The sequence below is a fragment of the Campylobacter concisus genome, from assembly GCF_003048445.1.
Classification (GTDB): Bacteria; Campylobacterota; Campylobacteria; order Campylobacterales; family Campylobacteraceae; genus Campylobacter_A; species Campylobacter_A concisus_BF.
Genome location: NZ_PIQW01000011.1, coordinates 46,533 through 69,641, shown reverse-complemented (window position 1 = coordinate 69,641; position 23,109 = coordinate 46,533). Strand labels below are relative to the sequence as shown.

General features: G+C 40.5%; 21 protein-coding genes and 2 pseudogenes. 18 read left to right on the top strand and 5 right to left on the bottom strand.

Features of this window, described 5'->3' with window-relative positions; translation table 11 throughout:
* Nucleotides 1-100 precede the first annotated feature (100 nt).
* The 18 genes and pseudogenes from pyrE to CVT14_RS07795 all read left to right on the top strand — a co-directional run bounded on the left by pyrE (nt 101) and on the right by CVT14_RS07795 (nt 17,348).
* On the top strand, nt 101-709 hold the full coding sequence (gene pyrE, locus CVT14_RS07875; RefSeq protein WP_002940584.1) for an orotate phosphoribosyltransferase: 609 nt from the start codon (nt 101-103) through the stop codon (nt 707-709).
* 198 nt (nt 710-907) lie between these two features.
* Nucleotides 908-1,762 (top strand): annotated as a pseudogene (locus CVT14_RS11065) (cache domain-containing protein); the annotation flags it as partial.
* 351 nt (nt 1,763-2,113) lie between these two features.
* Nucleotides 2,114-2,303 (top strand): annotated as a pseudogene (locus tag CVT14_RS11060) (methyl-accepting chemotaxis protein); the annotation flags it as partial.
* 485 nt (nt 2,304-2,788) lie between these two features.
* The gene (locus CVT14_RS07865; RefSeq protein WP_107850069.1) at nt 2,789-3,478 is read left to right on the top strand and encodes a response regulator transcription factor; all 690 of its coding nucleotides are present in this window, start codon (nt 2,789-2,791) and stop codon (nt 3,476-3,478) included.
* Nucleotides 3,468-4,895 (top strand): DUF3365 domain-containing protein, encoded by a 1,428-nt coding sequence (locus tag CVT14_RS07860; RefSeq protein WP_107850068.1) that lies wholly within the window; start codon nt 3,468-3,470, stop codon nt 4,893-4,895. The genes CVT14_RS07865 and CVT14_RS07860 overlap by 11 nt, the downstream gene beginning before the upstream one ends.
* A gap of 95 nt (nt 4,896-4,990) precedes the next feature.
* Complete coding sequence (locus CVT14_RS07855; protein ID WP_103601250.1) at nt 4,991-7,057, top strand: cytochrome C; 2,067 nt, start codon at nt 4,991-4,993, stop codon at nt 7,055-7,057.
* 44 nt (nt 7,058-7,101) lie between these two features.
* Entirely contained in the window at nt 7,102-7,860 is a 759-nt protein-coding gene (locus CVT14_RS07850) for an FKBP-type peptidyl-prolyl cis-trans isomerase (protein ID WP_107850067.1), read from the top strand.
* A gap of 19 nt (nt 7,861-7,879) precedes the next feature.
* The gene (locus CVT14_RS07845) at nt 7,880-8,551 is read left to right on the top strand and encodes a 4Fe-4S dicluster domain-containing protein (RefSeq protein ID WP_035143353.1); all 672 of its coding nucleotides are present in this window, start codon (nt 7,880-7,882) and stop codon (nt 8,549-8,551) included.
* A gap of 1 nt (nt 8,552) precedes the next feature.
* Entirely contained in the window at nt 8,553-9,482 is a 930-nt protein-coding gene (nrfD, locus tag CVT14_RS07840) for an NrfD/PsrC family molybdoenzyme membrane anchor subunit (protein ID WP_107850066.1), read from the top strand.
* Between the two features lie 16 nt (nt 9,483-9,498).
* Entirely contained in the window at nt 9,499-12,117 is a 2,619-nt protein-coding gene (gene ccsA / locus CVT14_RS07835; protein ID WP_107850065.1) for a cytochrome c biogenesis protein, read from the top strand.
* An 8-nt stretch (nt 12,118-12,125) separates the two neighbouring features.
* Complete coding sequence (locus CVT14_RS07830; protein ID WP_107850064.1) at nt 12,126-12,947, top strand: SEL1-like repeat protein; 822 nt, start codon at nt 12,126-12,128, stop codon at nt 12,945-12,947.
* The gene (locus CVT14_RS07825; protein ID WP_107850063.1) at nt 12,947-13,486 is read left to right on the top strand and encodes a hypothetical protein; all 540 of its coding nucleotides are present in this window, start codon (nt 12,947-12,949) and stop codon (nt 13,484-13,486) included. Before CVT14_RS07830 ends, CVT14_RS07825 begins: the two co-directional genes overlap by 1 nt.
* Nucleotides 13,483-13,941, top strand: a complete 459-nt coding sequence (locus CVT14_RS07820; RefSeq protein WP_107850062.1) for a nitrous oxide reductase accessory protein NosL — start codon at nt 13,483-13,485, stop codon at nt 13,939-13,941. Before CVT14_RS07825 ends, CVT14_RS07820 begins: the two co-directional genes overlap by 4 nt.
* A gap of 1 nt (nt 13,942) precedes the next feature.
* Nucleotides 13,943-14,128, top strand: coding sequence for a hypothetical protein (locus tag CVT14_RS07815; protein WP_021084005.1), 186 nt, complete (start codon nt 13,943-13,945; stop codon nt 14,126-14,128).
* Nucleotides 14,118-15,227 (top strand): ABC transporter permease, encoded by a 1,110-nt coding sequence (locus CVT14_RS07810; RefSeq protein WP_107850061.1) that lies wholly within the window; start codon nt 14,118-14,120, stop codon nt 15,225-15,227. The genes CVT14_RS07815 and CVT14_RS07810 overlap by 11 nt, the downstream gene beginning before the upstream one ends.
* Entirely contained in the window at nt 15,224-15,892 is a 669-nt protein-coding gene (locus tag CVT14_RS07805) for an ABC transporter ATP-binding protein (protein ID WP_107850060.1), read from the top strand. The genes CVT14_RS07810 and CVT14_RS07805 overlap by 4 nt, the downstream gene beginning before the upstream one ends.
* On the top strand, nt 15,889-16,842 hold the full coding sequence (locus CVT14_RS07800) for a hypothetical protein (RefSeq protein ID WP_107850059.1): 954 nt from the start codon (nt 15,889-15,891) through the stop codon (nt 16,840-16,842). Before CVT14_RS07805 ends, CVT14_RS07800 begins: the two co-directional genes overlap by 4 nt.
* A complete protein-coding gene (locus CVT14_RS07795; RefSeq protein ID WP_107850058.1) occupies nt 16,839-17,348 on the top strand; it encodes a hypothetical protein in 510 nt (169 codons plus the stop codon). Before CVT14_RS07800 ends, CVT14_RS07795 begins: the two co-directional genes overlap by 4 nt.
* Before the next feature lie 50 nt (nt 17,349-17,398).
* Here CVT14_RS07795 and CVT14_RS07790 read toward each other — a convergent pair whose 3' ends face one another.
* The 5 genes from CVT14_RS07790 to rsmA all read right to left on the bottom strand — a co-directional run bounded on the left by CVT14_RS07790 (nt 17,399) and on the right by rsmA (nt 23,025).
* Complete coding sequence (locus CVT14_RS07790) at nt 17,399-18,130, bottom strand: tetratricopeptide repeat protein (RefSeq protein ID WP_107850057.1); 732 nt, start codon at nt 18,128-18,130, stop codon at nt 17,399-17,401.
* A 195-nt stretch (nt 18,131-18,325) separates the two neighbouring features.
* Nucleotides 18,326-19,099, bottom strand: coding sequence for a pseudouridine synthase (locus CVT14_RS07785; protein ID WP_107850056.1), 774 nt, complete (start codon nt 19,097-19,099; stop codon nt 18,326-18,328).
* Nucleotide 19,100: 1 nt separating this feature from the next.
* A complete protein-coding gene (locus CVT14_RS07780; RefSeq protein ID WP_107850055.1) occupies nt 19,101-20,054 on the bottom strand; it encodes a KpsF/GutQ family sugar-phosphate isomerase in 954 nt (317 codons plus the stop codon).
* Nucleotides 20,055-20,063: 9 nt separating this feature from the next.
* Entirely contained in the window at nt 20,064-22,217 is a 2,154-nt protein-coding gene (locus tag CVT14_RS07775; RefSeq protein ID WP_199907330.1) for a ribonuclease J, read from the bottom strand.
* Nucleotides 22,183-23,025, bottom strand: coding sequence for a 16S rRNA (adenine(1518)-N(6)/adenine(1519)-N(6))-dimethyltransferase RsmA (gene rsmA, locus CVT14_RS07770; RefSeq protein WP_103613551.1), 843 nt, complete (start codon nt 23,023-23,025; stop codon nt 22,183-22,185). Before rsmA ends, CVT14_RS07775 begins: the two co-directional genes overlap by 35 nt.
* Between the last annotated feature and the right edge of the window lie 84 nt (nt 23,026-23,109).

Sequence of the window (23,109 nt, the reverse complement as noted above, 5' to 3'; positions counted from 1 at the left end):
GTACAAGAATTATACAAGCGCACGGCTTATTAAATTTTAAAAAGAGTGGCTTAAGTGGGTATGTGTTAAGATTTTTGGCAAATTTTAAAAGGAAAAAGCGATGGATTTAGAGAAAATTTATAAGGACGCTGGGGCGTATTTAGAGGGGCACTTTTTGCTAAGTAGTGGCAACCACTCGCAGTTTTATCTGCAAAGTGCAAAGGTACTTGAAGACCCTGCTCTTGCAGCAAAGCTAGCAGATGAGCTAGCGCGCGTGATAGAGAAATTTGGCATTAAATTTGATAGTGTTTGTTCTCCTGCACTTGGTGGAATTTTAGCTGGATATGAGCTAGCTCGCGCGGCGAAAAAGCGTTTTATATTTACAGAGCGTGTTGATAGAGTGATGAGCCTAAGGCGTGGCTTTGAAGTGAAAAAAGGCGAGAAATTTATAGTTTGTGAAGATATCATCACAACTGGCGGCTCAGCGCTTGAAGCAGCGCACGTGATAGAGAGCCTTGGGGGCGAGGTGGTTGGCTTTGCGGCACTTGCAAACCGCGGATTTTGTAAGGTTGCAAATTTGGGCAATGAAGCTAAGGCAAATGCAAAACTGCCAAGTGATAAGCCATTTTTTGCTTTGGGGAATTTTGAATTTGAAATTTATGAGCCAGAGCACTGTCCGCTTTGTAAGAGTGGTAGCAAGGCGATTAAGCCTGGAAGCAGAGGCAACTAAAGGCTACTAAATTTTACTTAAATTTTACGCTCAAAGCTTAAGATAATAATATTTGTAACTTATTCGTTATTTTGGGCTTTGAGTAAATTCTCTCATCAAATTTATTCTTTTTTTCTTAAATTTCAAAAGTTAATTTATAATTAAGATTTGAATGTATAAAATGGCACGTAAATTTTTAGGAGATCCCAAAATGCAAGGATGTGTGCTATGAAAATATCTACAAAGATAATTCTCACTTTTGTTTTCTCAGTTTTGCTTGTCAGCTGTTTGCTCATCTTTTTAAATAGCAAATTTTCAAGCGATCTAACTCAGTTTTTCACCCATAAGTCCTACGACGAGCTGGTAAATGCCAGAAAAGAAAATTTAAAAGATGACGTCGAGACGATAAATCAAATGATGCGTGAAATTTATAATGGTGGCAAAGAAAAAGGGCTAAGCGACGATGAGATAAAAAAAGAAATTTTTAGAGTCGTCTCAAAGCTAAAATTCTTTAGCGATAAGACTGGCTATATCTTCATCTACGACTACGACGGCGTTGTTTTGATGCACCCTGAAAAGCCATCGCTTGTTGGTAAAAATTTAATCGGCTTAAAAGATCCAAAAGGGCTATTTCTTATAAAAGAGCTCATCGAAAAGGCTAAACAAGGTGGCGGTTTTGTTACATTTGGCTGGGCAAAAAAAGAGGGCGAGGAGCCAGTGGAGAAGCTTGGCTATGCTGCAAATTTTGAGCCATATAAGTGGATGCTAGGAAGTGGCGTATATGTCGATGATTTGGCTGATGAGATAGAAAAGACAAAGGTCGTGCTAAACGAGCAAAATAGCCAAAATACAAAAACCTTTATCATCGCTTGTGCCCTGATCACGGTTGTTTTGATAGCTGTCGTGCTATTTATCTTAAGTAGGGCGATCATCAGACCTATAAAAAATATCGTTGCAAATTTAACTGAGATGTCAGATGAGATAAAAAGTGGCAAGGGCGATCTTACTAAAAAGCTTGAAGTTAGTGGCAAAGATGAAATTTCAAACATTAAAAGCTCGATAAATGATCTAACAAGCGAGCTAAGATCTGTTATAGAAAGTGTTAAAGGCCTAGCACATGAGAACTCATCTATCGCCGAGCAGCTCTCATCTACCTCAGCTCAAACCACAAATTTAACCAACAAATCTTCACTAATCGTCACAGATACGACAAACATGGCAAAAACCATGTCAGAAGAGATAAAAAGCTCATTTGAAGAGGCTAAGAAGAGCAAAGAAAATCTTGAAAGAACCTGTCTATATATAAATGAAGTTTCAAACGATGTTTTGGGGCTTAGTAAAAATGTAGATGAGGCCGCAAATAGCGAAATTTCACTCGCTAGCTCTATGAAAAGCCTAGCTGATCAAGCTAAAAATGTAAAAGATGTCTTAAACATCATCGATGACATTGCTGATCAGACAAATTTACTTGCTCTAAATGCTGCCATAGAAGCAGCGCGTGCAGGTGAGCATGGACGTGGCTTTGCAGTCGTGGCTGATGAGGTTAGACAGCTGGCTGAACGCACGCAAAATAGCCTAAGCGAGATAAATGCGACTATAAATTTAATCGTTGAAGCGATATCAAACTCAAGTCAAACCATCGGCGATAACGCTAAAAAAGCTGGCGAGCTTTGCAAAAAATCAGCCCAAATCAATGAAAAAATAGAAAACATGAACCAGCTAATGAACGAGAGCGTTAGCTTAAATGAGACCTCTACGAAGGACTATTTAGAGACTGGAAATAAGGTCGAAGAGCTTATAAAAGGCATCGTAAATATCGATGAAATTTCAAAACAAAACTCAAAAAGTATGGATGAAATTTCGCTTGCAGCCGCTCATCTTTCAAAGATGACTGATAATCTAAACACTAGCCTTTCAAAATTTAGAACCTGATAAATTTAGCCAAATCTTTGGCTAAATTTAACTTTCTCTTTTAAATTTATCACTTAAGTAGTGAGCCGATTTTTTACTTTAAGCTTACGATCATGATGTAAATTTATGAAATAATTTTTATTTTGTGTTATTTAAGTCGGCATTTTGGCTTAAGAGATGAGATGACGTATGCAAGAGAATGATATTTTAGATGTTTTATCAAACAAAAAGGTCCTTTGCTTAGAGGATGAAGAGGCTATTTTGCGAAATATCTGCGCCTCGCTGGAGCTCTTTTTTGCAGAGGTTAAAGGCGTTACAGACGGCTTTGATGCGCTTGAGCTTGCAATGAGTGGGGCATATGACGTGCTAGTGCTTGATATCAGCGTGCCAAATATCGATGGTCTTGAGATCGCTAAAAAAGTAAGAGCTATCAATCAAAAAATCCCTATCGTGATCTTATCAAGCCACGTCGAGCAAGAGTATCTGTGGCGCGCGGTTGAGCTAAAGATCACAAGATATCTCGCAAAACCATACGATAAAAAATCTTTCATCAAAGCGCTTGAAGATGTGGCATTTGAGCTAGTTGGACGCACACCAACTATCAGGCTAAATGACGAGCTTGAGTATGATTTTGGCAAAAAAGCGCTTTACGTAAATGGCGAAATTTCTCATCTAAGCAAGAGCGAGAGCAAGCTTTTGGAGTACTTTTTAAACAACAAAAACCAAACTATCACTTACGAGCAAATTTTTGACTACATCTGGGACTACGAGCAGCCGACAAAAGAGGCGATAAAGACGATCGTAAAAGAGCTTAGAAGAAAGCTAGGCAAAGATGTGATCAAAAATTTATACGGTGTGGGCTACCTTTGTGAGATATAAATTTCAGCTAATTGTCGGTGCTTTTATCTTTGTCTATCTGCTAGTTTCGGCACTTGTTTTAAATTTCTACAACGATCTTGCGATGAAAGACGCTAAAAAAGAGGCGTATTATGTTTTAGAGGGCATAAATTCAGTAAGAGAATACATCGCTGGAGTTCAGCGCCCGCTAATCGAGCAGTTAAAGGAGCAGGGCATCTTAAAAGAGGACTTTTTTGACGAGAGGCTTTTGTCATCTTCATATATAAGCCGTGAAATTTACAACATCCAAAAGAAAAAATACAACCTTGAATTTGACTACAAGCTAGTTGCCATCGCTCCGCTAAATAAAGCCCACGAGCCAAATGAATTTGAAGCTGGCGTCTTGCACGGCTTTAAAGAGAATAAATTTAAAGAATTTGTAAAGATAATAAAAGATGAAAATGGCTCACAGCTCTTTGTGGGTCTGCCTATAAAAAACCAAAGTCCAAGCTGTCTAGCCTGTCATAGCAGCGCAAATGCCCCACAACAAATGCTAGAAAAATATGGCATGGAGGGCATAGAGATCCCAGACGTGAACGAAACAGTCGCGATGATCTCGTTTAAGATACCAATCCGCGCCATTTTTACCTACCACTTGCGAGAAGTCATCGTCATAATGAGCGCCATAACGCTTATCTTTGGGCTATTTTTACTACTTGTTTATAAGATGCATAGGCGAGGCGAGGAGAGCAAAAAGCAGACTGAGCAGCTAATGATACATCAAAGCCGCCTAGCCTCTATGGGCGAGATGATAGGCAATATCTCGCACCAGTGGAAGCAACCACTTGCTCAGATAAGCTCAGCTTTAATAAATTTAGAACTCTATCAAGAGAGAAAAAAGCTCGATGAGGCGAAAATTTATGAGTTTATAGAAGAGACAAGCAAACAGATAAATTTCATGTCAGAAACAGTTGATGACTTTAAAAATTTCTTTAGTCCAAATACCTTGGGAAAAGAGTTTAAGGTGCTTGAAGTGATAAATCAAACGATAAAAATTTTAAACGCAACGCTTAAAAAGTACCAGATCGAAGTGCAGCTTGACGTGAGAGAAAATTTTGAGGTATTTGCAAATTTTAATGAGATAATCCAAATTTTAATAAACATCATAAACAACGCCAAAGACGCATTTAAACAAAGCTACACAAAGCCAAGAGTGATAAAGATAAGCGCCTTTTTAAAAGATGGCAGAAAGAATTTATGCGTGCAAAATAACGCAGGAGCGATAAAAAATTCATTTTTAAAGGTCATCTTTGAGCCACACTTTAGCACAAAAGAGAGCGGTAGCGGGCTTGGGCTATATATGAGCCGCCTTATCGCTCGCAAAAACAACGCCCTAATCTTTGCTAAAAATGTGGATGAAAACCACGTTGCATTTACAATTAGTTTCGAAAATTTATAATTTGTTAATTTTCCCCCTTTTCTGCCCTTTTTTGGTGTTAAGATTATCAGTATGAAATCATTTTGATTTTAGGATAAAAATTCAAAGGAGGAGACGTGAGAAACTTACACAAAGCCTTAGCAGGCTTACTCATGGGTGTTAGTATCTTTGCTTCACAAGCCTGTTGCGAAGAGCATAATATGCAGATGTCCGATAAAGCACGTGATGTTATCGCAAATCCTAAAGGCACACTGCAAAGTAGAGGTGTTGTCTCCTTGCAAGACTACGTCGTAGAAGAGCAAGAGATGTATAACTGGCTATTTAAAAACCACCCTATTTTTACAAAGTATGGTGGCAAAACCGTCGGCAAAATGGTCGTTCATGACCGTGGCTTAGAGTGGCTTGCCGAGGGACATGGCTTTGATATGTCAAAGCTTAGTAAAAGAGATGGTGGTAAGGGCTATAGCTCTATGATGTATAGAATTCCAGCCACTTCATCGCTTCAGTTTCCTAATAAATTTGTAGGTCCAGAAAAGTGCGGTGAGTGTCACCCAGCTCAGTATGAGGTCTGGAGCAGATCTCGCCACGCAACTACTATGCGCTTCCCTGGCGAGCACCCAGAGGTTAATAACAACCTAACTGAGCCAGTATTTGACAAAGATACCGCCTCTATCCTTCCAAAAGGTATCACTCCAGATGTCATCTACGCAACCGTTGGTCACTTAAGAACTAAGATGGGCTACGTCGATGCATGGCTACTTCGTGGTACTTACTACGTTGAGGGCGGTTTGCTAAGAGATGGCACAGGTCAGATCGTAGCTGGCGGTAACCAATGGCAAAGAACATGGGCGTTAAATTTAGACGACGCAACTGTTAAAAAGATAAAAGAGCTTGTCCCAGAATTTCCTGGCACTCTTGAAGAGTACGGCGATAATGGCGGATATGTTAGAGGTCTTGCCTCATACGCCGCAAAACATAAAAAGTCTATGTTTTTCCAAGCAAACTCATCATATTGTGAGGTTTGCCACCCAGTTAAATTTGACTTTAAGTCAAAAGCAGAATTTTACGCAGCACTTGGTAATGCCAAAGAGCTTCAAAAACACACTATCTCAAAAGGCGTAAGCTGTGAGGAGTGCCACGGAGCTGGCGGTCACCTTGATGGAGCTACAAATTTTAGAACATCAAACTGCGAACGCTGTCACCAAAGATTTAACTTTAGTCCAGATCTAATGCGTGCTAACCCACTTAATAACGGCAAGCTAGATCTATCTTTAAGCTCTAAATTTAAATCAATGGGACCAGGATGCGGCTCTGAAGGCTCTCAATCATACTTTACCGCTCACTACGATAAAGGCATGAGATGCGTCACTTGCCACGATCCACACGATAACACAGGTAACGTTGTAGGCGATAAGAGCGTAACTGGTATGAACTACAACCCAGATCAAGGCTATCTAAGTGCGTTCTACACTAAACCAAAGATCAAAAAAGATTGTAAAGATTGTCACGAGACTCAAGCATATATCGCAGCAAAAGCAGATACTCACAAAAACAACACTTGTGCATCTTGCCACATGCCATTTATGATGAGCTGCGAGAATTTCTACGCTGTTCAGTTCCAAGACAACGCTGGCTTTGATACTCAAAGACGCTCTCACATCTGGAAGATCATGGTCGATCCAAAAGAGAAATCTCTAGTACCTGGCGACGCTGCTAAAGGTCCAAGAGATGCTAAAGATTGGCACTTTGAGAGAGATAAAAATGGACACAACTATGTTGATTTGATGTGGGCATGCGCTAGAACATCTTGGGCTGATAAAGATATGAAAGATAATAAAGGCTGCCATAGCCCAGTGCTATCTGAGCTAAAACCAACACTTCATTTCAAAAACCAAAAACAAGTTTATGATGAGGTTATGGGATGGCAAACTCCAGTTAAAAATGAATTCTCAGAGGTCAAAATAGGCATCGAGGGAATTTACTCACTACTAGAGACTAAAAAGCTAGATCCAAGTGATAAAGCAAGAGTTTATGAGCTTGTCCAAAACGCTCAAGAGATCATCGATATGGTCGAAAAAGATGGTTCGTGGGGTATGCACGGATTTAAATTTACTAAACAAAGACTAGATGCATCTAAAGAGTATATAAAAGAAGCTCAGAGAATTCTAAACAAAAATTTATAGCATTTAGGGGCTAGTTTTAGCCCCTTTAATCTTAAGGGTTTGAAATGAAAAATGCGTTTTTAAAATGTTCGCTACTTCTTAGCCTAAGCGTGGCTAGCCTCTTAGCAAATGTCGATACAAACGACTCTTATGCCATAGGCGCAACAAGTGGCGGATATGTTTTAAAAGGACTGCTAGATCAAAAACAACTAGGTGTTGGCTATGACGCTGATGCAGTCATAAAAGGCTTTAGCGATGCGCTAAAGAGCGAGCTAAAACTAAGTGATGATGAGATAGCAAAGCTACTAAACAAAAGGGCTGAAAGCTTAGAGAAGATAGTAAAAGAAAAAGAGGCAGCCAAGCTAAAAGAGAATTTAGCCCAAGGCAAAGCCTATATGGAAAAAAATGCAAAAAACAAAAATGTAAAAACAACAAAATCAAATTTACAATATGAGATCATAAAAAGTAGCTCAAAAGGGGCTACACCAAAGCCTGAGAGCATCATCATAGTAAATTATAAAGCAAGCTTTGCTGGTGGCAAGGTCTTTGACGAGACAAAAGAGGCTCCAGCTCATCTTTCGATGCTAAATTTGATCCCTGGACTTGAAGAGGGTCTCATGCTTATGAAAGAGGGCGAGAAGTTTAAATTTGTCATCCCGCCTGAGCTTGCATACGGCGATAGTGGCATGGAGGGGATACCTGGTGGCGAGACTATCGTTTTTGAGATAGAGCTTATTAAGGTCTTAAAGCCTGGCGAGCTAGCTGAGGCGGCAAGAAAAATTCATGAAAAAGAGCAAAATGAGGGCGTTAAAAAGCCTCATTAAGGCATAAATGGAGTTAAAAATGCAAAATCAAAATAGCAGAAGAGCCTTCTTTAAACGCATGGCAGTTGTGGCTGCTGGTGCTAGCGTGGCAAGTAGTGGTTTTGCTTTTAAGAGTGAAGAGAGTGCGAAAAAACCACATTTTGGCATGATATTTGACCAAAACAAATGCGTTGGCTGCACGGACTGTGAAGTGGCATGTAGAAAAGTAAATTTAGTCCCAAAAGGACAGATGAGACTTTTTGTAGAGGATAAGACTGATCCAAAAAATTTGCTTGATAAAAGATATGTAAGAGTATCTTGTCAGCAGTGTGAGGATGCGCCTTGTGTGGCTGTTTGCCCAACAAAAGCCTGTCACAAGGACATAAAAACTGGCATCCAAACTACAAATATAGATGACTGCATCGCCTGTAAATACTGCATCGTAGCCTGTCCTTACGACGTGAGATATATCGATAAGTTTAGTCACTCAGCCCAAAGCTGTAACTTCTGCATAGATACAAATTTAAAGGATAAAAAAGATCCAGCCTGCGTTGAGGCATGCAGATATGAGGCTTTGGTATTTGGCGATTTAAACGATGAGAGCTCGCACATTAGCCAGCTTTTAGCTGTCAAAGATAGCATAAGGCTAAGAGCAGAACTTGGCACAAAACCAAGCCTTAGATATATTCCTAAAGTAAAAGCGGGGGTGTAAGATGGATGGTGCATTAAATTTCACTGCGACATTTTCGCACGCAGTTGAGTGGGGCTGGCCGATTGCTGTTTATCTTTTGCTAGCTGGTATGAGTGGCGGAGCGCTAATAGCTGCCATACTTCTAAAGCGCTACAAAAGGCAGGAGAGCTTTAGCCCATTTTTCAAGGCTGCTTCGCTTTTGGCATTTGTTAGCATCATGCTTGGTATGGTTTGCTTGATAGCTGACCTTGAAAAGCCACTTTTGTTTTGGAAAATTTTGATTAATTACAACTTCACGTCAGTTATGTCTATCGGTGTAGCTGGACTTTGTGTCTTTATACCGCTTAGCTTTTTGATGTGTCTATACGCTTTTAATGCGGAGCTAAAGCCACTTTGCGGCTTTTTTGATGGCGTGATGAAAATTTTATCGCCACTTTATCCGCTTTTAAGTGCGCTTTGCCTGCTTTTTGCGGTTATCATTTGCGCATATACAGGCTTTTTGATCTCGGTGCTTATTAGATTTCCACTTTTAAACACCGCTGTTTTACCAGCGCTTTTCATAGCTTCAGGACTAAGTGCTGGCATAAGTGGTAGCAGCTTGATAGCAGCACTATTTTTCAAAGAAGATCCACACTCAAGCGACCTTGGCTCGCTTCATGGCGTGGAGTTTTACGTCTTATGCGCTGAAATTTTACTCATTTTAATGCTTTTTGTCTCACTTTTGCTTGGCTCAAGCTATCAGCAAGGCGCAGCAGTTGCATTTTATAGTGGCGTTTGGGCAAATTTCTTCTGGCTCGGGGTTGTTTTAGTTGGCTTTGTTTTGCCTCTTGTTTTAAATTTCGCACTTGGCAAGATGAAATTTAGCTTCTACCTTGGCTCATTTGCAGCAGTCGTTGGCGTTTTATTGCTTAGGGTTTTTATACTTTATGCAGGACAGACTTATAGCATTTAAGGCTTAAGGGCAGGTGATGAAAATTTTAAACATTTATCGCTTGTCTTTAATATTATTATTTATCCTTGCTTTTGGTGCAGGGGTGGCGACCTTTTTGGAAAATTTTTATGACACACAGACGGCTAGAGTGCTTGTTTATGAAGCGCTCTGGTACGAGTGCGTCATGGCAGCTTGTGCCATTTGCTTAGCCATTAGCATCGTAAAAACCAAGATGTATAAGAAATTTGGCGCATTTTTGATACATCTTGCTTTTATTCTGATCTTCATCGGTGCTGCGCTTACAAGATACTTTGGCGAAGAGGGTGTATTGCATCTTAGAGTAGGCGAGAGCGGCAACTATATGCAAAGCACAAAGCCCTATTTAAGAGTACAAATTTCAAATGAAAGCTTTGAATATCCATTAAAACTTAGCCTGCTTGGCAAAAACGACTTTCGCTTCAAAAAAGATATAAATGGCAAAGAATTTGAGATAAAGATAACTGGCTACAAAAAAGATGAGAAAAACGCTCCAGCCACGCTTAGCATAGAGGCTGGCTTTGCTAATGAAAAGAGCAAGAGCGCCAAGCTAAAAGGTGGCGCTGGATATGATCTTGAGCCAAGCATTTTAAGCTTTGATGGGCAAGAGGCGAAATTTTACTTTAGCTCACGAGCGATAAATTTACCATTTACACTAAGGCTTGATAAATTTATCCTAGAGCGCTACACAGGGCTAAATAGCCCATCATCTTACACGAGCAAAGTAAGCATCGCAGGTGCCGAGCATGAAATTTCACTAAATCACCCACTAAGCATCGTGGGCTATAAAATTTTTCAATCATCATATGACGCTGACGAGCTTGGAAGCGCCTTTGAGATCAGCTTTGATCCTGGCAAAGTGCCAACTTACATCGGATATTTTCTGCTTTGCCTTGGCTTTGTGGGAAATTTATTTAGCAAAAAGAGCCGATTTTTTAGACTTTGCAACTTCATAAAAGGCACTCAGCTTGCATTTTTGGCTCTACTTTTACTAAATGCCACGCCAAATTTCGCAAGCGATGAAGCCATAAATTTTAAAGCTCATGCAGATAAATTTGCCAAAATTTTAGTTCAAACTGATAGCAGGATCGCCCCAGCTAGCTCTTACACAAGAGCAGTTCTTAGCAAAATTTCAACCAAAACCACGCTCTTTGGGCTTAGTAGCGATGAGCTCATGCTCTCTTTTGCCATCTCGCCACAAGAGTGGATGGATAAAAGGATGGTAAAGATCACAAGCGATCGTGTGGGCGAGCTTCTTGGCGTTAGTGAGAAATTTGCTAGTTTTAAGGACGTTTTTAACGAAAATGGCGAGTATAAACTGGCTAAATTTGTAGAGGCTGCAAATGAAAAATCCGCCTCAAAAAGAGATAAATTTGATAACGACGTCATTAAATTTGACGAGAGGCTAAATGTCTTATACCTTGCGCTAAAGGGCGAAATTTTAAAATTTATCCCAGCTAAAAATGGTGATACTATCACGTGGCTAGGCGTAAATGAAGCCTTTAGCAAAGATGAAATATCAAACGAGTTTAAAAGCGTTTTAGGAGCTTATATAGAAAATTTAAGCCTTTGCGTAAAAAGTAGCGAGTGCGCGAGTGCCGATAAGAGTTTGGAGCAAATTTCAAACTATCAAAGAAGCACTCTAGACTCTCTTGCGCCAAGCGAGGCGAAAATTAGCCTTGAAGTGCTTTATAACCAAATGGAAATATTTAAATTTCTTATCTATTTTTACATGATCCTAGCTCTTGCTTCGCTCGCTCTTGGCTTTTATAGGCTATTTTTTGGGAGGAAATTTAGATTTGAAAGAGCGCTTAGCCTTGCATTTTTCACTGCCTTTGCGGTGCATGCTCTAAATTTAGCCCTACGCGCTTACATCTCAGGTCACGCACCTTGGAGCGATGCTTATGAGAGTTTAGTCTATATCTCACTTATAAGCGTGCTAGCCGGAGTGCTATTTTTCAAGCATCAAAGCTTCGCACTAGGCGCTGCTTCGCTCTTTGCAAGTGTTAGCTTGCTGGTTGCTCATCTAAATTTTATAAATCCACAAATAACAAATTTGGTCCCTGTTTTAAAGTCATTTTGGCTTAGCGTGCATGTAAGCGTCATCACCGCAAGCTACGGCTTTTTGGGCTTTGGCTTTGTACTAGGGCTTGTGGGGCTTATCTTAATGGCTCTAAAAAATGACAAAAACGAGCAAAAGCTTAGCGAACAGATAAGATACCTAGCCGCTACTGACGAGCTAAGCCTTATCATAGGACTTAGCTTGCTAACTATCGGAAATTTCTTAGGCGGCATCTGGGCGAATGAGAGCTGGGGCAGATACTGGGGCTGGGACAGCAAAGAGAGCTGGTCATACATCACGATCATCGTCTATGCCATAGTGCTTCATTTAAGATTCATACCAAAGCTAAGGGGCGTTTTTACCTTTTTAACAGCTAGCGTGCTATCATTTGCTTCGGTGCTTTTTACATATTTTGGAGTAAATTTCTACCTTAGCGGACTTCACTCATACGCAAATGGCGAAAGTTTTGGCGTTTCTGGGCTGATATATTTGATCTTAGCAACTCTTGCTTTGCTGATCGCCCTAGCTTATCGTGGCAGAGATATAAAAGTAGTTTAGGAGATATGATGAAGAGTTTGGTTTTACTGACTGCTAGTTTGTGCGTTTTAAATGCTGGCTACATCAAAGAGGCTTTAAACGCAAAAGATGATCACAATAAACTAGCACAAATTTATGAAGATGCTTGCGATAAAGAGAAAAAGGCATCAGGCTGCTACAACCTAGCTGTGCTTTACAGCAGGGGTGATGGCAACGTCAAAAAGGATGAGGCAAAGGCAGCGATGCTTTATGAAAAGGCTTGCGATCAAAATTTCTCTATGGCTTGCAGCAACCTTGGCTATGTATATGAAAAGGGCAAAGGCGTAGAAAAAGACCTAGCAAAAGCGGTCAAACTATATGAAAAAGCATGCAGCGACAACGAGGGCTGCACCGAGCTTGGCTTGCTTTATGCAAACGGCACCGGTGTAGAAAAAGACATAAAAAAGGCAAAAGAGCTCTATGAAAAGGCTTGCAAGGCAGGGGACGGCATGGGATGTAGCAACCTTGGCTACCTATACGCTCAGGGCGAAGGCGTCGAGAAAGACTACGCAAAAGCTAAAGCAAACTACGAGATGGCTTGCGCAAACGAAGCTGGCATAGGATGCGACAACCTTGGCTTTTTATATGTTTATGGGCAAGGGGTTGATCAAAATCTTACAAAAGCGACAAAGCTTTACGAGCAAGCGTGCATATACGCCTATGAAAAGGGCTGCAATAACTACGCTATCATGCTAGCTGAGGGCAAAGGCGTGAAAGAGGATGTGGAAAAAGCACGTGAAATTTTTACTAAAAGCTGTAAAAATGGCCTAAAAGAGGCGTGCGAGAATTTAGAAATTTTAGGAAAGAATTGATGAGTTTTAAAAACTGGGGCAACATGCAAGCAAGCCTAGAGGCACTATATGTGCTAGATAGCGCCCTGCTAGAGCCTGGTGAGGAGCACTTAAGGCTCATTTCTAAAAGAGAGGATGAAAATAGCCTAAGATACGTGATAGATAACGGGCATGGCGATCTACTCGACGTGATATTTACGCGTGAGGCGGTGCTGGTTAGAGGGTTTGACCATGAAAATGAGCTAAATTCGCTTAGCATGGCAGATAAAAGCGTGATAGAGCAAATTTATGGTGGCGAGGCTGCTAAATTTCGCTCTTACTTCTTGCCAGATGAGATAGAGCAGACGACCTTTTTTATCTGGTATGACGGGGCGGAGCATCAAAATTTAGTCGGTGGCAATAACGGCGGACGCTGGCTGCTTGGTTATGCCTTCGATGATTTTGCTAAATTTAGCGAGTTTGTAAAGGGCTACTACGAGATAGAATTTGATGATGAGATGTTAAAAAAGCTCTATGAAAAGGGCGAGTTAGAAAAAGAGAAACTAAAGGAGATAAGATGAAATTTATAGCTTTGTTACTTAGTGCGGTTTTTGCCTTGTGGGCTGGAAATTTGACGAGTGATGCAAACATAAACGCCTATAAAGGGGCAAAAGAGCACATCGAGCTACCAAAGGATGCAAGATGTGCGGTGTGTGGCATGCCTATAAAAAACAAGCAGTGGGCGACGCTTATAAAGGCTGGTGGCAAGGACTATTACTTTGATGGCGTAAAAGATATGGCGCACTTTTACTTTGCAGATGAGGTGGCGAAAGAGGCTTACGTGAGCGATTATTACACGCTTGAAAAGATTGATGCAAAAGATGCGTTTTACGTTCATGGCTCAAACGTTTTTGGACCGATGGGCGAGGAGTTTATCCCGTTTAAAGACGAAGTAAAGGCAAATAGCTTTATGAAAGATCACGCTGGCAAAGGTGTCATAAAATTTGACGAGATAAAGACATTTATCGGTAAATAAAGTGAAATTTCTAGCATTTTTGGCGTTATTTTTTGGACTCTCTTACACGCTCTTAGCGGCGCACTACCTTAGCTTTGACCACAAAGCAAAGCAAGATGAGCTAAGAGAAATTTCAAAGATAACAAGGGCAAATTTAGCTTCTAGCTTTAGCCTAAAAGAGCAAAAGGGCTTTGTCTATGATAAGTAGAAATTTCATAAACTACGCTGTGGTCCTGCTCTTTAAAGACAAAAAGGACCACCTCTTTAGCTTTTGCCTCTTTACGCTCATTATCTTTGTGCTAAGCTCGGTGCTTTTCATCTCTGGCTCGATCCAGCATGATCTTATAAGCTTAGTAAAAGATAGATCAAGCATCGTTGTTAGCGCGTTTCGTGCTGGTAAAAACGACCTCATGCACCCTGGCTACATCTACGATATCTCAAAGATCGATGGCGTGGCTGACGTTAGAGGCGTGGCGGAGGGAGAGTACTACTTCGTGCAAAAGCGCGTCTGGTTTCATCTATATGAGGATGATAGCTTGAAAGAAGATGAGATGATAGTTGGCGAGGGCGTAAAAGCTGCTATGAACGAGCTTTACTACGACGAGAGCTTTAACTTCTTAACAGAAGAGCGCATGATACCAGTAAAGATAGTAAAAACCATGCCAAAACAAAGCGCTCTTATCACAAATAACGCCATATTTTTGCACCCAAAAACCTTGCGAGCTATCTTAAATTTAAAAGATGAAGAATACACAAAGCTCTATGTCGATGTGCCAAATAGCGAAGAGATCAGCCAAGTGGCATTAAAGATAGAAAATTTATATCCAAATTCATTTGCCATTAGCATAGAAGACGAGGTAGCAAACATTAGACATCTTTACTACTATAAGGGCGGAATTTTTATGAGCATTTATGTTAGCGTTATGCTCATTTTTTTCGTGCTGCTTAAAAACCAAATTTCACTTGCTTACGGCAGTAAAAAGCGTGAGATAGCCATTTTGCGAAGCATCGGCTTTAGTATAAAAGAGATCATTTTTTTAAAATTTATACAAAATTTCATCGTTAGCGTTAGCGCCTTTTTGCTTGGTGTTATGTTAGCTTATATCTTTGTGTTTGTCTTTAACGCCCCGTTTTTAAAGGGGATATTTTTAGGCGATGAGCTTTTAAATTTTACAAATTTCACGCCTATTTTGGAGTTTGATAAGCTCTTTTTGATCTTTGTCTTTGGTGTCATACCATTTTTGGCATTTGTTCTTATCCCATCGTGGCGTGTGGCTTGTGGCGACATAAATGAGGGGCTAAAATGATAAATATAAGAGGCGTTAGCCTAGTTTATAACCAAGGCAAACAAAACGAGTTTTGCGCCCTAAAAAATATAAATTTAGATGTTAATAACGGCGAGTTAGTGATACTAAAAGGCGTTAGCGGAAGTGGTAAAAGCACCCTGCTCTCGCTCATAGCCCTACTTCAAAAGCCAACTAGCGGGGAGATTTTGATAGACGGCACTAACATCGCAAAGCTGCCTGACGCATTTTGCTCCGAGTTTAGGCACAAAAGGCTTGGGCTTGTCTTTCAAAATTTTAACCTCATCGAGGGCTTAAGCGTCTATGAAAATTTGTTAGCTCCGTTTGCTCTAACAAATTTCAAGGCAAACATGCGTGAAGAGATGATAAAAAAGGCTCTAAACCTTGCAAATATCTCTCACAAAAGAGATGAAAATGTATCAAATTTAAGCGGTGGCGAGCGCCAAAGATGTGCGGTAGCTAGGGCTTTGTCAATGGACGCTGATATCATTTTGGCTGATGAGCCAACGGCAAATTTAGATAGACAAAATGCGCGTGCGTTTTTAGGCCTACTTGAGTCATTTAAAGCGCTTAAAAAAAGTGTCATAGTCGCGACTCACGATAGCATTTTTGACGAGCTGAGCGCTACAGATAGGGTTGTAAGTTTGCAAAACGGAGAGATAGTATGAGCGTATTTTTGTCAAACGCCGTTATCGCCTTTTTGTTAGCGGAGTTTGTGCTGTTAGTTTTGATGGGCATTTCGCTATTTTACGTCGTTAGGATCGTGAGGTCGTGGGACTATAACGCGCTAACATCGCTTCAATACTCACTTGAAAAGCAAAACTATCTTGTAAATACGATCTTGCTCTTTAGCGTCTGCACAAAGATCGTTTTGTTTATATTTTTCGCACTTTGTCTAAACGAGCTCTCTGACATCGTGCCAGGGGCTATGTGCTCGGCTGGCGTGATCGGCTCAAATAAATTTGGCGGCATCTTGATGCTCACTAAAATTTTGCTCATCTTTGGGCTTGGTATCTGGCTGGTTATAAATAGGCTCGACTTGCAGGCTCTAAATTTCCCATATTTAAAGAAAAAATATGCTATTTTCATCTGCCTTTTTGTGATGATGCTGCTCGAGCTTGGCATAGAAATTTCGTTTTTTTATAATATCCCGCTAAAAGTGCCAGTCTTTTGCTGTTCTGTCACTTTTCAAGCTCCAAAGCTGCCATTTGGCTATACAAATTTTGGCTTAGTAAGCGCCTTTTTCGTGCTATTTTTTGTCATTTTGGCGCTAAATTTCTTAAAGCAAAGTATGGCAAGCTTTGTGGCAAATTTGCTATTTTTGGTGCTTAGCTACTACGCTATCACCTACTTTTTTGGCCTTTATGTTTACGAGCAGCCAAATCACAAGTGCCCATACTGCATGCTAAGAAGCGACTATTTTTACGTTGGCTACCTTATCTGGGGCAGTTTGTTTTTGGGCGTTTTTTATGGCCTTATGCCATATCTTGTGGAGATCATCACAAAGATAAACTACTCGCACAAGCTTAAATTTTCATCGATATGGCTAAGTGTTTGCGTGCTGATCTGCTCGCTTTACGTGCTCAAATACTATCTTTTAAGAGGATTTTTATTTTGATAAAGCAAATTTTTTCTCTTTGTTTGTTGGCTCTAGTCTTAGCCGTGCTTGCCTATAATGCTGACATAAGCGATGATAAAATTTTAGTTTCACATAGCGACAAATCAGAGCCGATCGAGCAGCTTACGCCAAATAAATATATATGTTATGAGAGCAGAACGCTCATCGCTGATAACAACGACACAGCCCAGGCGATCATGCCAAATGGCGACATCTACTTCTTTAACGACATCACAAATTCTTTCATCTGGTATATGGCGCAAAAGAGCAAAGATAAGATCAAGTTATATGTCTATTCAAGAGATACAAACCGCTACATCCCAGCGCAAAATGCCTGGTACTCGAGGGCCGATATCACGCCGATGGGATACGGCATAGGGGCGTATGAGTTTCACACTTACGGCATAAACGACAACTACTTTAAAGAGGTCTTGCTCTACGCAGCACGTGGCGAAACGCTGCTAAATCCATACATAAACATCCTACTTTCAGAAAATAAGATATAAATTTAGAGAAGCACTAAATTTGTTAGAGCTCACTAGGTTGTTTTTGGGTATTAAAAGCCTTTTTCATTTAGTTTTTTATAGGCGTCACATCCATTTTGATCTCCTAAATCACATGCTTTACCAAAATACTCTTTCGCAGTGTGGTAGTTTTGTCTTAAGCCTTGTCCTTTTTCATGTATAACTCCCAAATTAAAGCAACCTGTAGCATGTCCACTATTGCAAGCTTTTTTATATAGCTCAGCTGCTTTATAGTGATCCTGTCTTAGGCCCTGTCCGTTATCGTATAAAACTCCCAAGTTATAACAACCCTTAATATCTCCACTATTACAAGCTTTTTCAAATAGCTTGGCTGCCTTGCGATAGTCTTGTTTTATTCTAAAGCTATTTGTATATAAAAGTCCTAAATTGTAACAACTCTTAGAAAAATTACCATTACAAGCTTTTTCAAATAGCTTGGCTGCTTTTAAATAGCTCTGCTCTACTCCTATACCATTTTCATACATAACTCCTAAATTAAAACAACTGACAAAATTCCCACTATTGCAAGCTTTTTCATATAATTCTGCTGCTTTTTTATAGTCTTGTTTTACTCCTTGTCCAGCATCATATAAAAGTCCTAAATTGGCGCAACCACCAACATTTCCACTATTACAATCTTTTTCAAATAATTCTGCTGACTTTGTATAGTCGCCTTTATCATAAGCTTTAAGTCCGAGTTCTAAAAGATCCTGAGAAAATCCAATAGTTAATAAAAACATAGATAAAAACACTATCTTTTTCATTTTTTGCTCCATTTTTACAAATTTCTTAAACGATATTTTGTCCTTTTAAAACTTAGATTATTGTTAATTATCCATTTATCTTTTAGTGGATACGCAAAGCAAATTTATACGTCGTTTAATAAATTTTTGTGATTTTGGTGTGTATTTGTAGAAACATGTCTGGCTTGTCTCTTTGTTAGAGAAACAAGCCTAATGTTAGTATCTAACGTTATTAACTTTTAAAAAGTCTCTTAGGTCTTCGTATTCGCTGTTTTCGAAGTAGCGCCATTTGCCAGGCTTTAGCATATCAAGGCTAACACGCCCAAAACTAACACGTTTTAGATCCATTACTTCAAGGTCAAAGTAGCCAAAGAAGCGACGAAGCTCCCTATTTTGACCCTCATTGATGATGACCTTTAGTTTTGTGTAACCACCGCTTGAGCCAAAGACCTTGTAGGCTAGAAATGGCTTAAATTCCATTGATTTTATAGTTGTTTTTGCGTGCGCGCCTTTGGTGGCGTCCTTGGCGAAAAAGCCATTTGTCATCGCTTCTATCACCTCTTTTGTTACCTCGCCTTTTACTTTTAGGTAGTATTCGCGCTCTAAGTCGCTATTCATTAGTGCTGTGGCGATCGCCGGGGCGTCAGTTAGTAAAAGTAGCCCCTCGCTTGCGTAGTCTAAGCGCCCTACGCTAACAAATTTGGCAAATTTCTTATCTAACGTGTCATATATCGTCTTTCGTCCGCGGTCATCTTTCTTGCTAACTAGCTCACCCTTTTGTTTGTGATAAACGATAACGGTAAATTCCTTTTTTAGCTTTATCAAACGGCCATTTATACGCACTTTGTCATCTTCATCCACGTTTGTGGCAAGGTCGCTAACCACACGTCCTGCTATGCTAACCTTGCCAGCTTTTATCAGCTCATCTGCCTCACGGCGTGAGTAGTTTGTATTATGTGAGATAAATTTATTTAGTCTTGTTTTTTCCATTTTATAGTCCTAAATTTGCAAGGTCGTGGATGTGTAAAACACCCACAGGTACGCCATTTTCTACGACGGCTAGAAGCTGGATTTTATACTTTTCTATGAGGGCTAACGCATCTACGGCTAACATCTCTTTGTTATCTATCTCTTTTGGATGCAAGGTTGCAAATTTCATCGCTGGCTCTTCTAGGTCAAAGTCCTCTCTCATAAGCGCGCGCCTAAGGTCGCCGTCACTTAAAAGGGCATTTAGCACGCCATCTTTATCAACTATTAAAACCGTGCCAAGCTTGCCATGCGTCATCGTATCGATCGCACTTTTTAGGGTTGCATTCCAGCGGACTATCGGTAAATTTTCGCTTCTCATCACATCTTTGACCTTTAAAAATAGCCTCTTGCCAAGGCTGCCACCTGGATGAAAATTTGCAAAGTCCTCTTTTTTAAAGTCTCTCTTTTGCATCAAACAAACAGCTAACGCATCGCCAAGAGCTAACGTTAGCGTGGTTGATGCCGTTGGAGCAGCATTTAGTGGGCACGCCTCTTTTTCTACATTTATATCTATAAAAGCATCGCTAAATTTACCAAGTGAGCTTGATATGCTTCTTGCCATGGCGACGATTTTCACGCCAAAGCGCTTTACATGAGGCAAAATTTTGACAAGTTCATCGCTCTCGCCACTAAAGCTAATGGCTAACAAAACATCGTCCTTTTCTATCATGCCTAGATCTCCATGCATGGCCTCTGTCGGGTGTAAGAAAAAGCTTGGCGTGCCGGTGCTTGCAAGCGTAGCAGCGATCTTTGCGCCCACATGACCGCTCTTGCCTACGCCCGTGACTATGACCTTGCCCTTTGCGTTATATATCAAATTTACAGCATCTTCTATCTCTACGCTTTTAGCGTGTCTTAAAAGCTCATTTGCTTCTATCTCTAAGACTTCAGCTGCGATTTGGTTCATTGTCTGCATAAATTTCCCTTACATTAGATAGATGATCGGCACGATAGTTGGGTACTTTTTGACCTTTCTAAAGATGTGCTTTCTGATCACTTGGCGCACTTGTGACTCAAGCAGTCTGCTATCTTTCAAAAGCTCCTCTTTGACGTTGCTTAGGTATTGCTCCAGCACGCCCTCCATCTCTTTTCTAAACTCAGCGTCTTGCTTGTCGCCCACAAGGCCGTAGCTGATGACGCGAGGCTTGTTGATGAGCTTTGCGCCGTGGCGTGAAATTTGAGCGATTATCATGACAACCCCTGCTTCTGCTAGGTTTTGTCTGTCGATCACGACGTCATCTGCGATTTGTTTATTTATTTGATTGTCTATAAAGACTTTGCCAGTTTTTACAGTTTTTACACGTTTTAGGTATTTTTGACAAAGCTCCATTTGGTCGCCGTCGCTCATTAGATAGATATTTCGCTCATCCACACCACAGCTAATGGCTGTCTCTTTGTGCTTTGCGATGTGGTTGTACTCGCCATGCACTGGCAAGAAAAATTTTGGTTTTATGAGGCGAAGCATCAGCTTTTGCTCTTCTTGCGCCGCGTGACCGCTGACGTGGATCTCGCTAAAGTCTTGGTAAGCGACACTTGCGCCTGATTTTAGTAAGAAATTTAGCACCGTTGAGACGCTGTTTTCGTTGCCTGGGATCGCTTTTGAGCTGATTATGATCTGATCGGTCGGCTTTATCTTTATATATTTGTGCTCATCTGTCGCCATGCGGTAAAGCGCACTCATAGTCTCGCCCTGAGAGCCAGTAGTTACGATAAGCACCTCGTCATCTTTAAATTTACCAACCTCGTTTGCATCGATAAAAATTTTCTTATCAAGCTTGATGTAGCCAAGCTCCATCGCAGTGTATAAATTTCGCTCCATTGATCTGCCGATGACACAGACTTTGCGGTTGTATTTTAAGCCCCACTCGATCGCTTGATAGACGCGGTGGATGTTTGAGCTAAATGTGCTCATTATGACGCGGCCTTTTGCCTTTGAAAATATCGCGTCAAAGGTCTTGCCAACGCTACTTTCGCTCTTTGTAAAGCCCTCTTTGTAGCTGTTTGTGCTATCGCTTAATAGACAAAGCACGCCACGCTCGCCATAATACGCTAGTCTGCCAAGGTCTGTTGGATAGCCATCTATCGGCGTGTGGTCGATCTTGAAGTCGCCTGTGTGGATGATCGTGCCAGCCTTTGTCGTGATAGCAAGTGCGGAGGCGTCGATGATAGAGTGGGTGATGTGTATCCACTCGACCTCAAAGTCACCTATGAGATATGGCTTTCTTTTTTCGACCGATCTAAAGAGTGAGCGCTCTTGTTTTAGTCCGTGCTCTTCAAATTTATTATTTATCATGCCAAGCGGTAACGGTGTGGCGTAGATAGGAAATTTAAACTCTTTGTAAAAATAAGGCACCGCGCCGATGTGATCCTCGTGTGCGTGAGTGATGATGACGCCTTTTATCTTATCTTTTATCTTGCGAACGTAGTCGAAGTCTGGTATGAGGATATCCACGCCGTGCATGCTCTCACTTGGAAAGCTCATGCCGATATCGACGATGATGGCGCTGGTTTCTGTTTCAAATATCGTCATATTGCCACCGATCTCGCCAAGACCGCCAAGTGGTGTTATGCGAATTTTATGCTCGCTTGAATTTAGATATTTTAGTGGCTCAAGTCTTAGCTCGTGAGTGGCTTTGTTTGCCTCCATCGCGCTTGCGATGTCTTGCTGCCACTGCTCGTTGCCATTTAGCTTTGCGGGTAAATTTTTCTTTGGTTTTTTAGCCTTTTTGGGCTTCTCTTTTTGCTCTTTTGCCTCGTTTTTAGCCTCAGCTTTTGGCTCTTGTTTTGGTTTTTCTTTTTGCTGTTTTTGCTCTTTTGGCTTATTGTTTTCGCCATTTTTGTTTTGATTTTTATTGTTTCTTTGCTTTTTTGGGCGAGGATTTTGACCCTTTGGCTCGGCATGCGCTTCATTTTCAGCTTGCTCTGCTGCAAAGAAGTTATCTATCACGCTTTTGCTTGCTAGTGAGGTTTGCTCGGTAGTTTCGCCATCTTGTTTTGGCTTATTTTTTGGTCTAAATCTTCGTCTTTTGTTGTTTTTGCTTTGGTTAGTTACAACTTTCTCTTCGTTTTTGTCGTTCATTATCTTCCTTTAATCTTTCAAATACTTTTAGATAAGAATCGACATCTAGTTCGTGTGGACGTAAATTTTGAGCTAAGCCTAGGTCTTCAAAAATTTCTTCTAACGCCTTTTTGTCAAAATTTGTAGATAAATTTTTCAAAAGCGTCTTTCTTGGCGAAGCAAACGCAGCTCTTAAAAATGCTTTAAAAGCCTCGTATTGTTTTGCATCTTTGAAAATCCCGTCTTTGCCAAAAATCTTTTTTGTTTTTTGTAGTTTGATGACTGAAGATGTGACCTTTGGAGGTGGATTAAAAAGCTTTGCATCCACATCAAACAAAAGCTCACACCTGCCTTGAAGTGAAGCGAGGATCGATAAAGCGCTAAATTCTTTATCCTTGCTCTTTGCACTAAATTTAAGAGCAACCTCTTTTTGTATCATCACAATAAGCCCAAGGCATTTTTCGTCATCTATCGCATTTAGGATCATCTTAGTAGCAACGTAATAGGGTAAATTTGCGACCAAAAAGTAGTTCTGGCTACTTAGTCCGCCCTCTTCTTGCCACTGCTCTAAAGCATCTTTACAAAAAAGTTTTAATTGTCCATTTTGGATCTCATTTGCAAATTTGACCTTTAAAATTTGAAACAGCTCACAATCTATCTCAAAAGAGGTCGTCTTATAAATTTGCAAAAGTCTAAATGTCAAATCACCTAAGCCAGGCCCAATCTCAACGACGTTTTCTACGTCCTTGGGTATCGCTTGGATGATCTTATCTAGTGTCGCTTTGTCTTGTAAAAAATTCTGTCCAAAGTGCTTTTTTGCCTTTATCATAGCCGCGATATTAGCCAAAAATTACTTATACAATGATTACAAGTTTAGTTTAATCATATATAAAATGGACTATAATCACTAAAT

Excerpts from the sequence above, each read along its gene's own strand:
- pyrE (WP_002940584.1), top strand. The coding sequence starts at position 101 with ATGGATTTAGAGAAAATTTATAAGGACGCTGGGGCGTATTTAGAGGGG.
- CVT14_RS07865 (WP_107850069.1), top strand. The coding sequence starts at position 2,789 with ATGCAAGAGAATGATATTTTAGATGTTTTATCAAACAAAAAGGTCCTT.
- CVT14_RS07850 (WP_107850067.1), top strand. The coding sequence starts at position 7,102 with ATGAAAAATGCGTTTTTAAAATGTTCGCTACTTCTTAGCCTAAGCGTG.
- CVT14_RS07845 (WP_035143353.1), top strand. The coding sequence starts at position 7,880 with ATGCAAAATCAAAATAGCAGAAGAGCCTTCTTTAAACGCATGGCAGTT.
- nrfD (WP_107850066.1), top strand. The coding sequence starts at position 8,553 with ATGGATGGTGCATTAAATTTCACTGCGACATTTTCGCACGCAGTTGAG.
- ccsA (WP_107850065.1), top strand. The coding sequence starts at position 9,499 with ATGAAAATTTTAAACATTTATCGCTTGTCTTTAATATTATTATTTATC.
- CVT14_RS07830 (WP_107850064.1), top strand. The coding sequence starts at position 12,126 with ATGAAGAGTTTGGTTTTACTGACTGCTAGTTTGTGCGTTTTAAATGCT.
- CVT14_RS07825 (WP_107850063.1), top strand. The coding sequence starts at position 12,947 with ATGAGTTTTAAAAACTGGGGCAACATGCAAGCAAGCCTAGAGGCACTA.
- CVT14_RS07820 (WP_107850062.1), top strand. The coding sequence starts at position 13,483 with ATGAAATTTATAGCTTTGTTACTTAGTGCGGTTTTTGCCTTGTGGGCT.
- CVT14_RS07810 (WP_107850061.1), top strand. The coding sequence starts at position 14,118 with ATGATAAGTAGAAATTTCATAAACTACGCTGTGGTCCTGCTCTTTAAA.
- CVT14_RS07805 (WP_107850060.1), top strand. The coding sequence starts at position 15,224 with ATGATAAATATAAGAGGCGTTAGCCTAGTTTATAACCAAGGCAAACAA.
- CVT14_RS07800 (WP_107850059.1), top strand. The coding sequence starts at position 15,889 with ATGAGCGTATTTTTGTCAAACGCCGTTATCGCCTTTTTGTTAGCGGAG.
- CVT14_RS07790 (WP_107850057.1), bottom strand. The coding sequence starts at position 18,130 with ATGAAAAAGATAGTGTTTTTATCTATGTTTTTATTAACTATTGGATTT.
- CVT14_RS07785 (WP_107850056.1), bottom strand. The coding sequence starts at position 19,099 with ATGGAAAAAACAAGACTAAATAAATTTATCTCACATAATACAAACTAC.
- CVT14_RS07780 (WP_107850055.1), bottom strand. The coding sequence starts at position 20,054 with ATGCAGACAATGAACCAAATCGCAGCTGAAGTCTTAGAGATAGAAGCA.
- CVT14_RS07775 (WP_199907330.1), bottom strand. The coding sequence starts at position 22,217 with ATGAACGACAAAAACGAAGAGAAAGTTGTAACTAACCAAAGCAAAAAC.
- rsmA (WP_103613551.1), bottom strand. The coding sequence starts at position 23,025 with ATGATAAAGGCAAAAAAGCACTTTGGACAGAATTTTTTACAAGACAAA.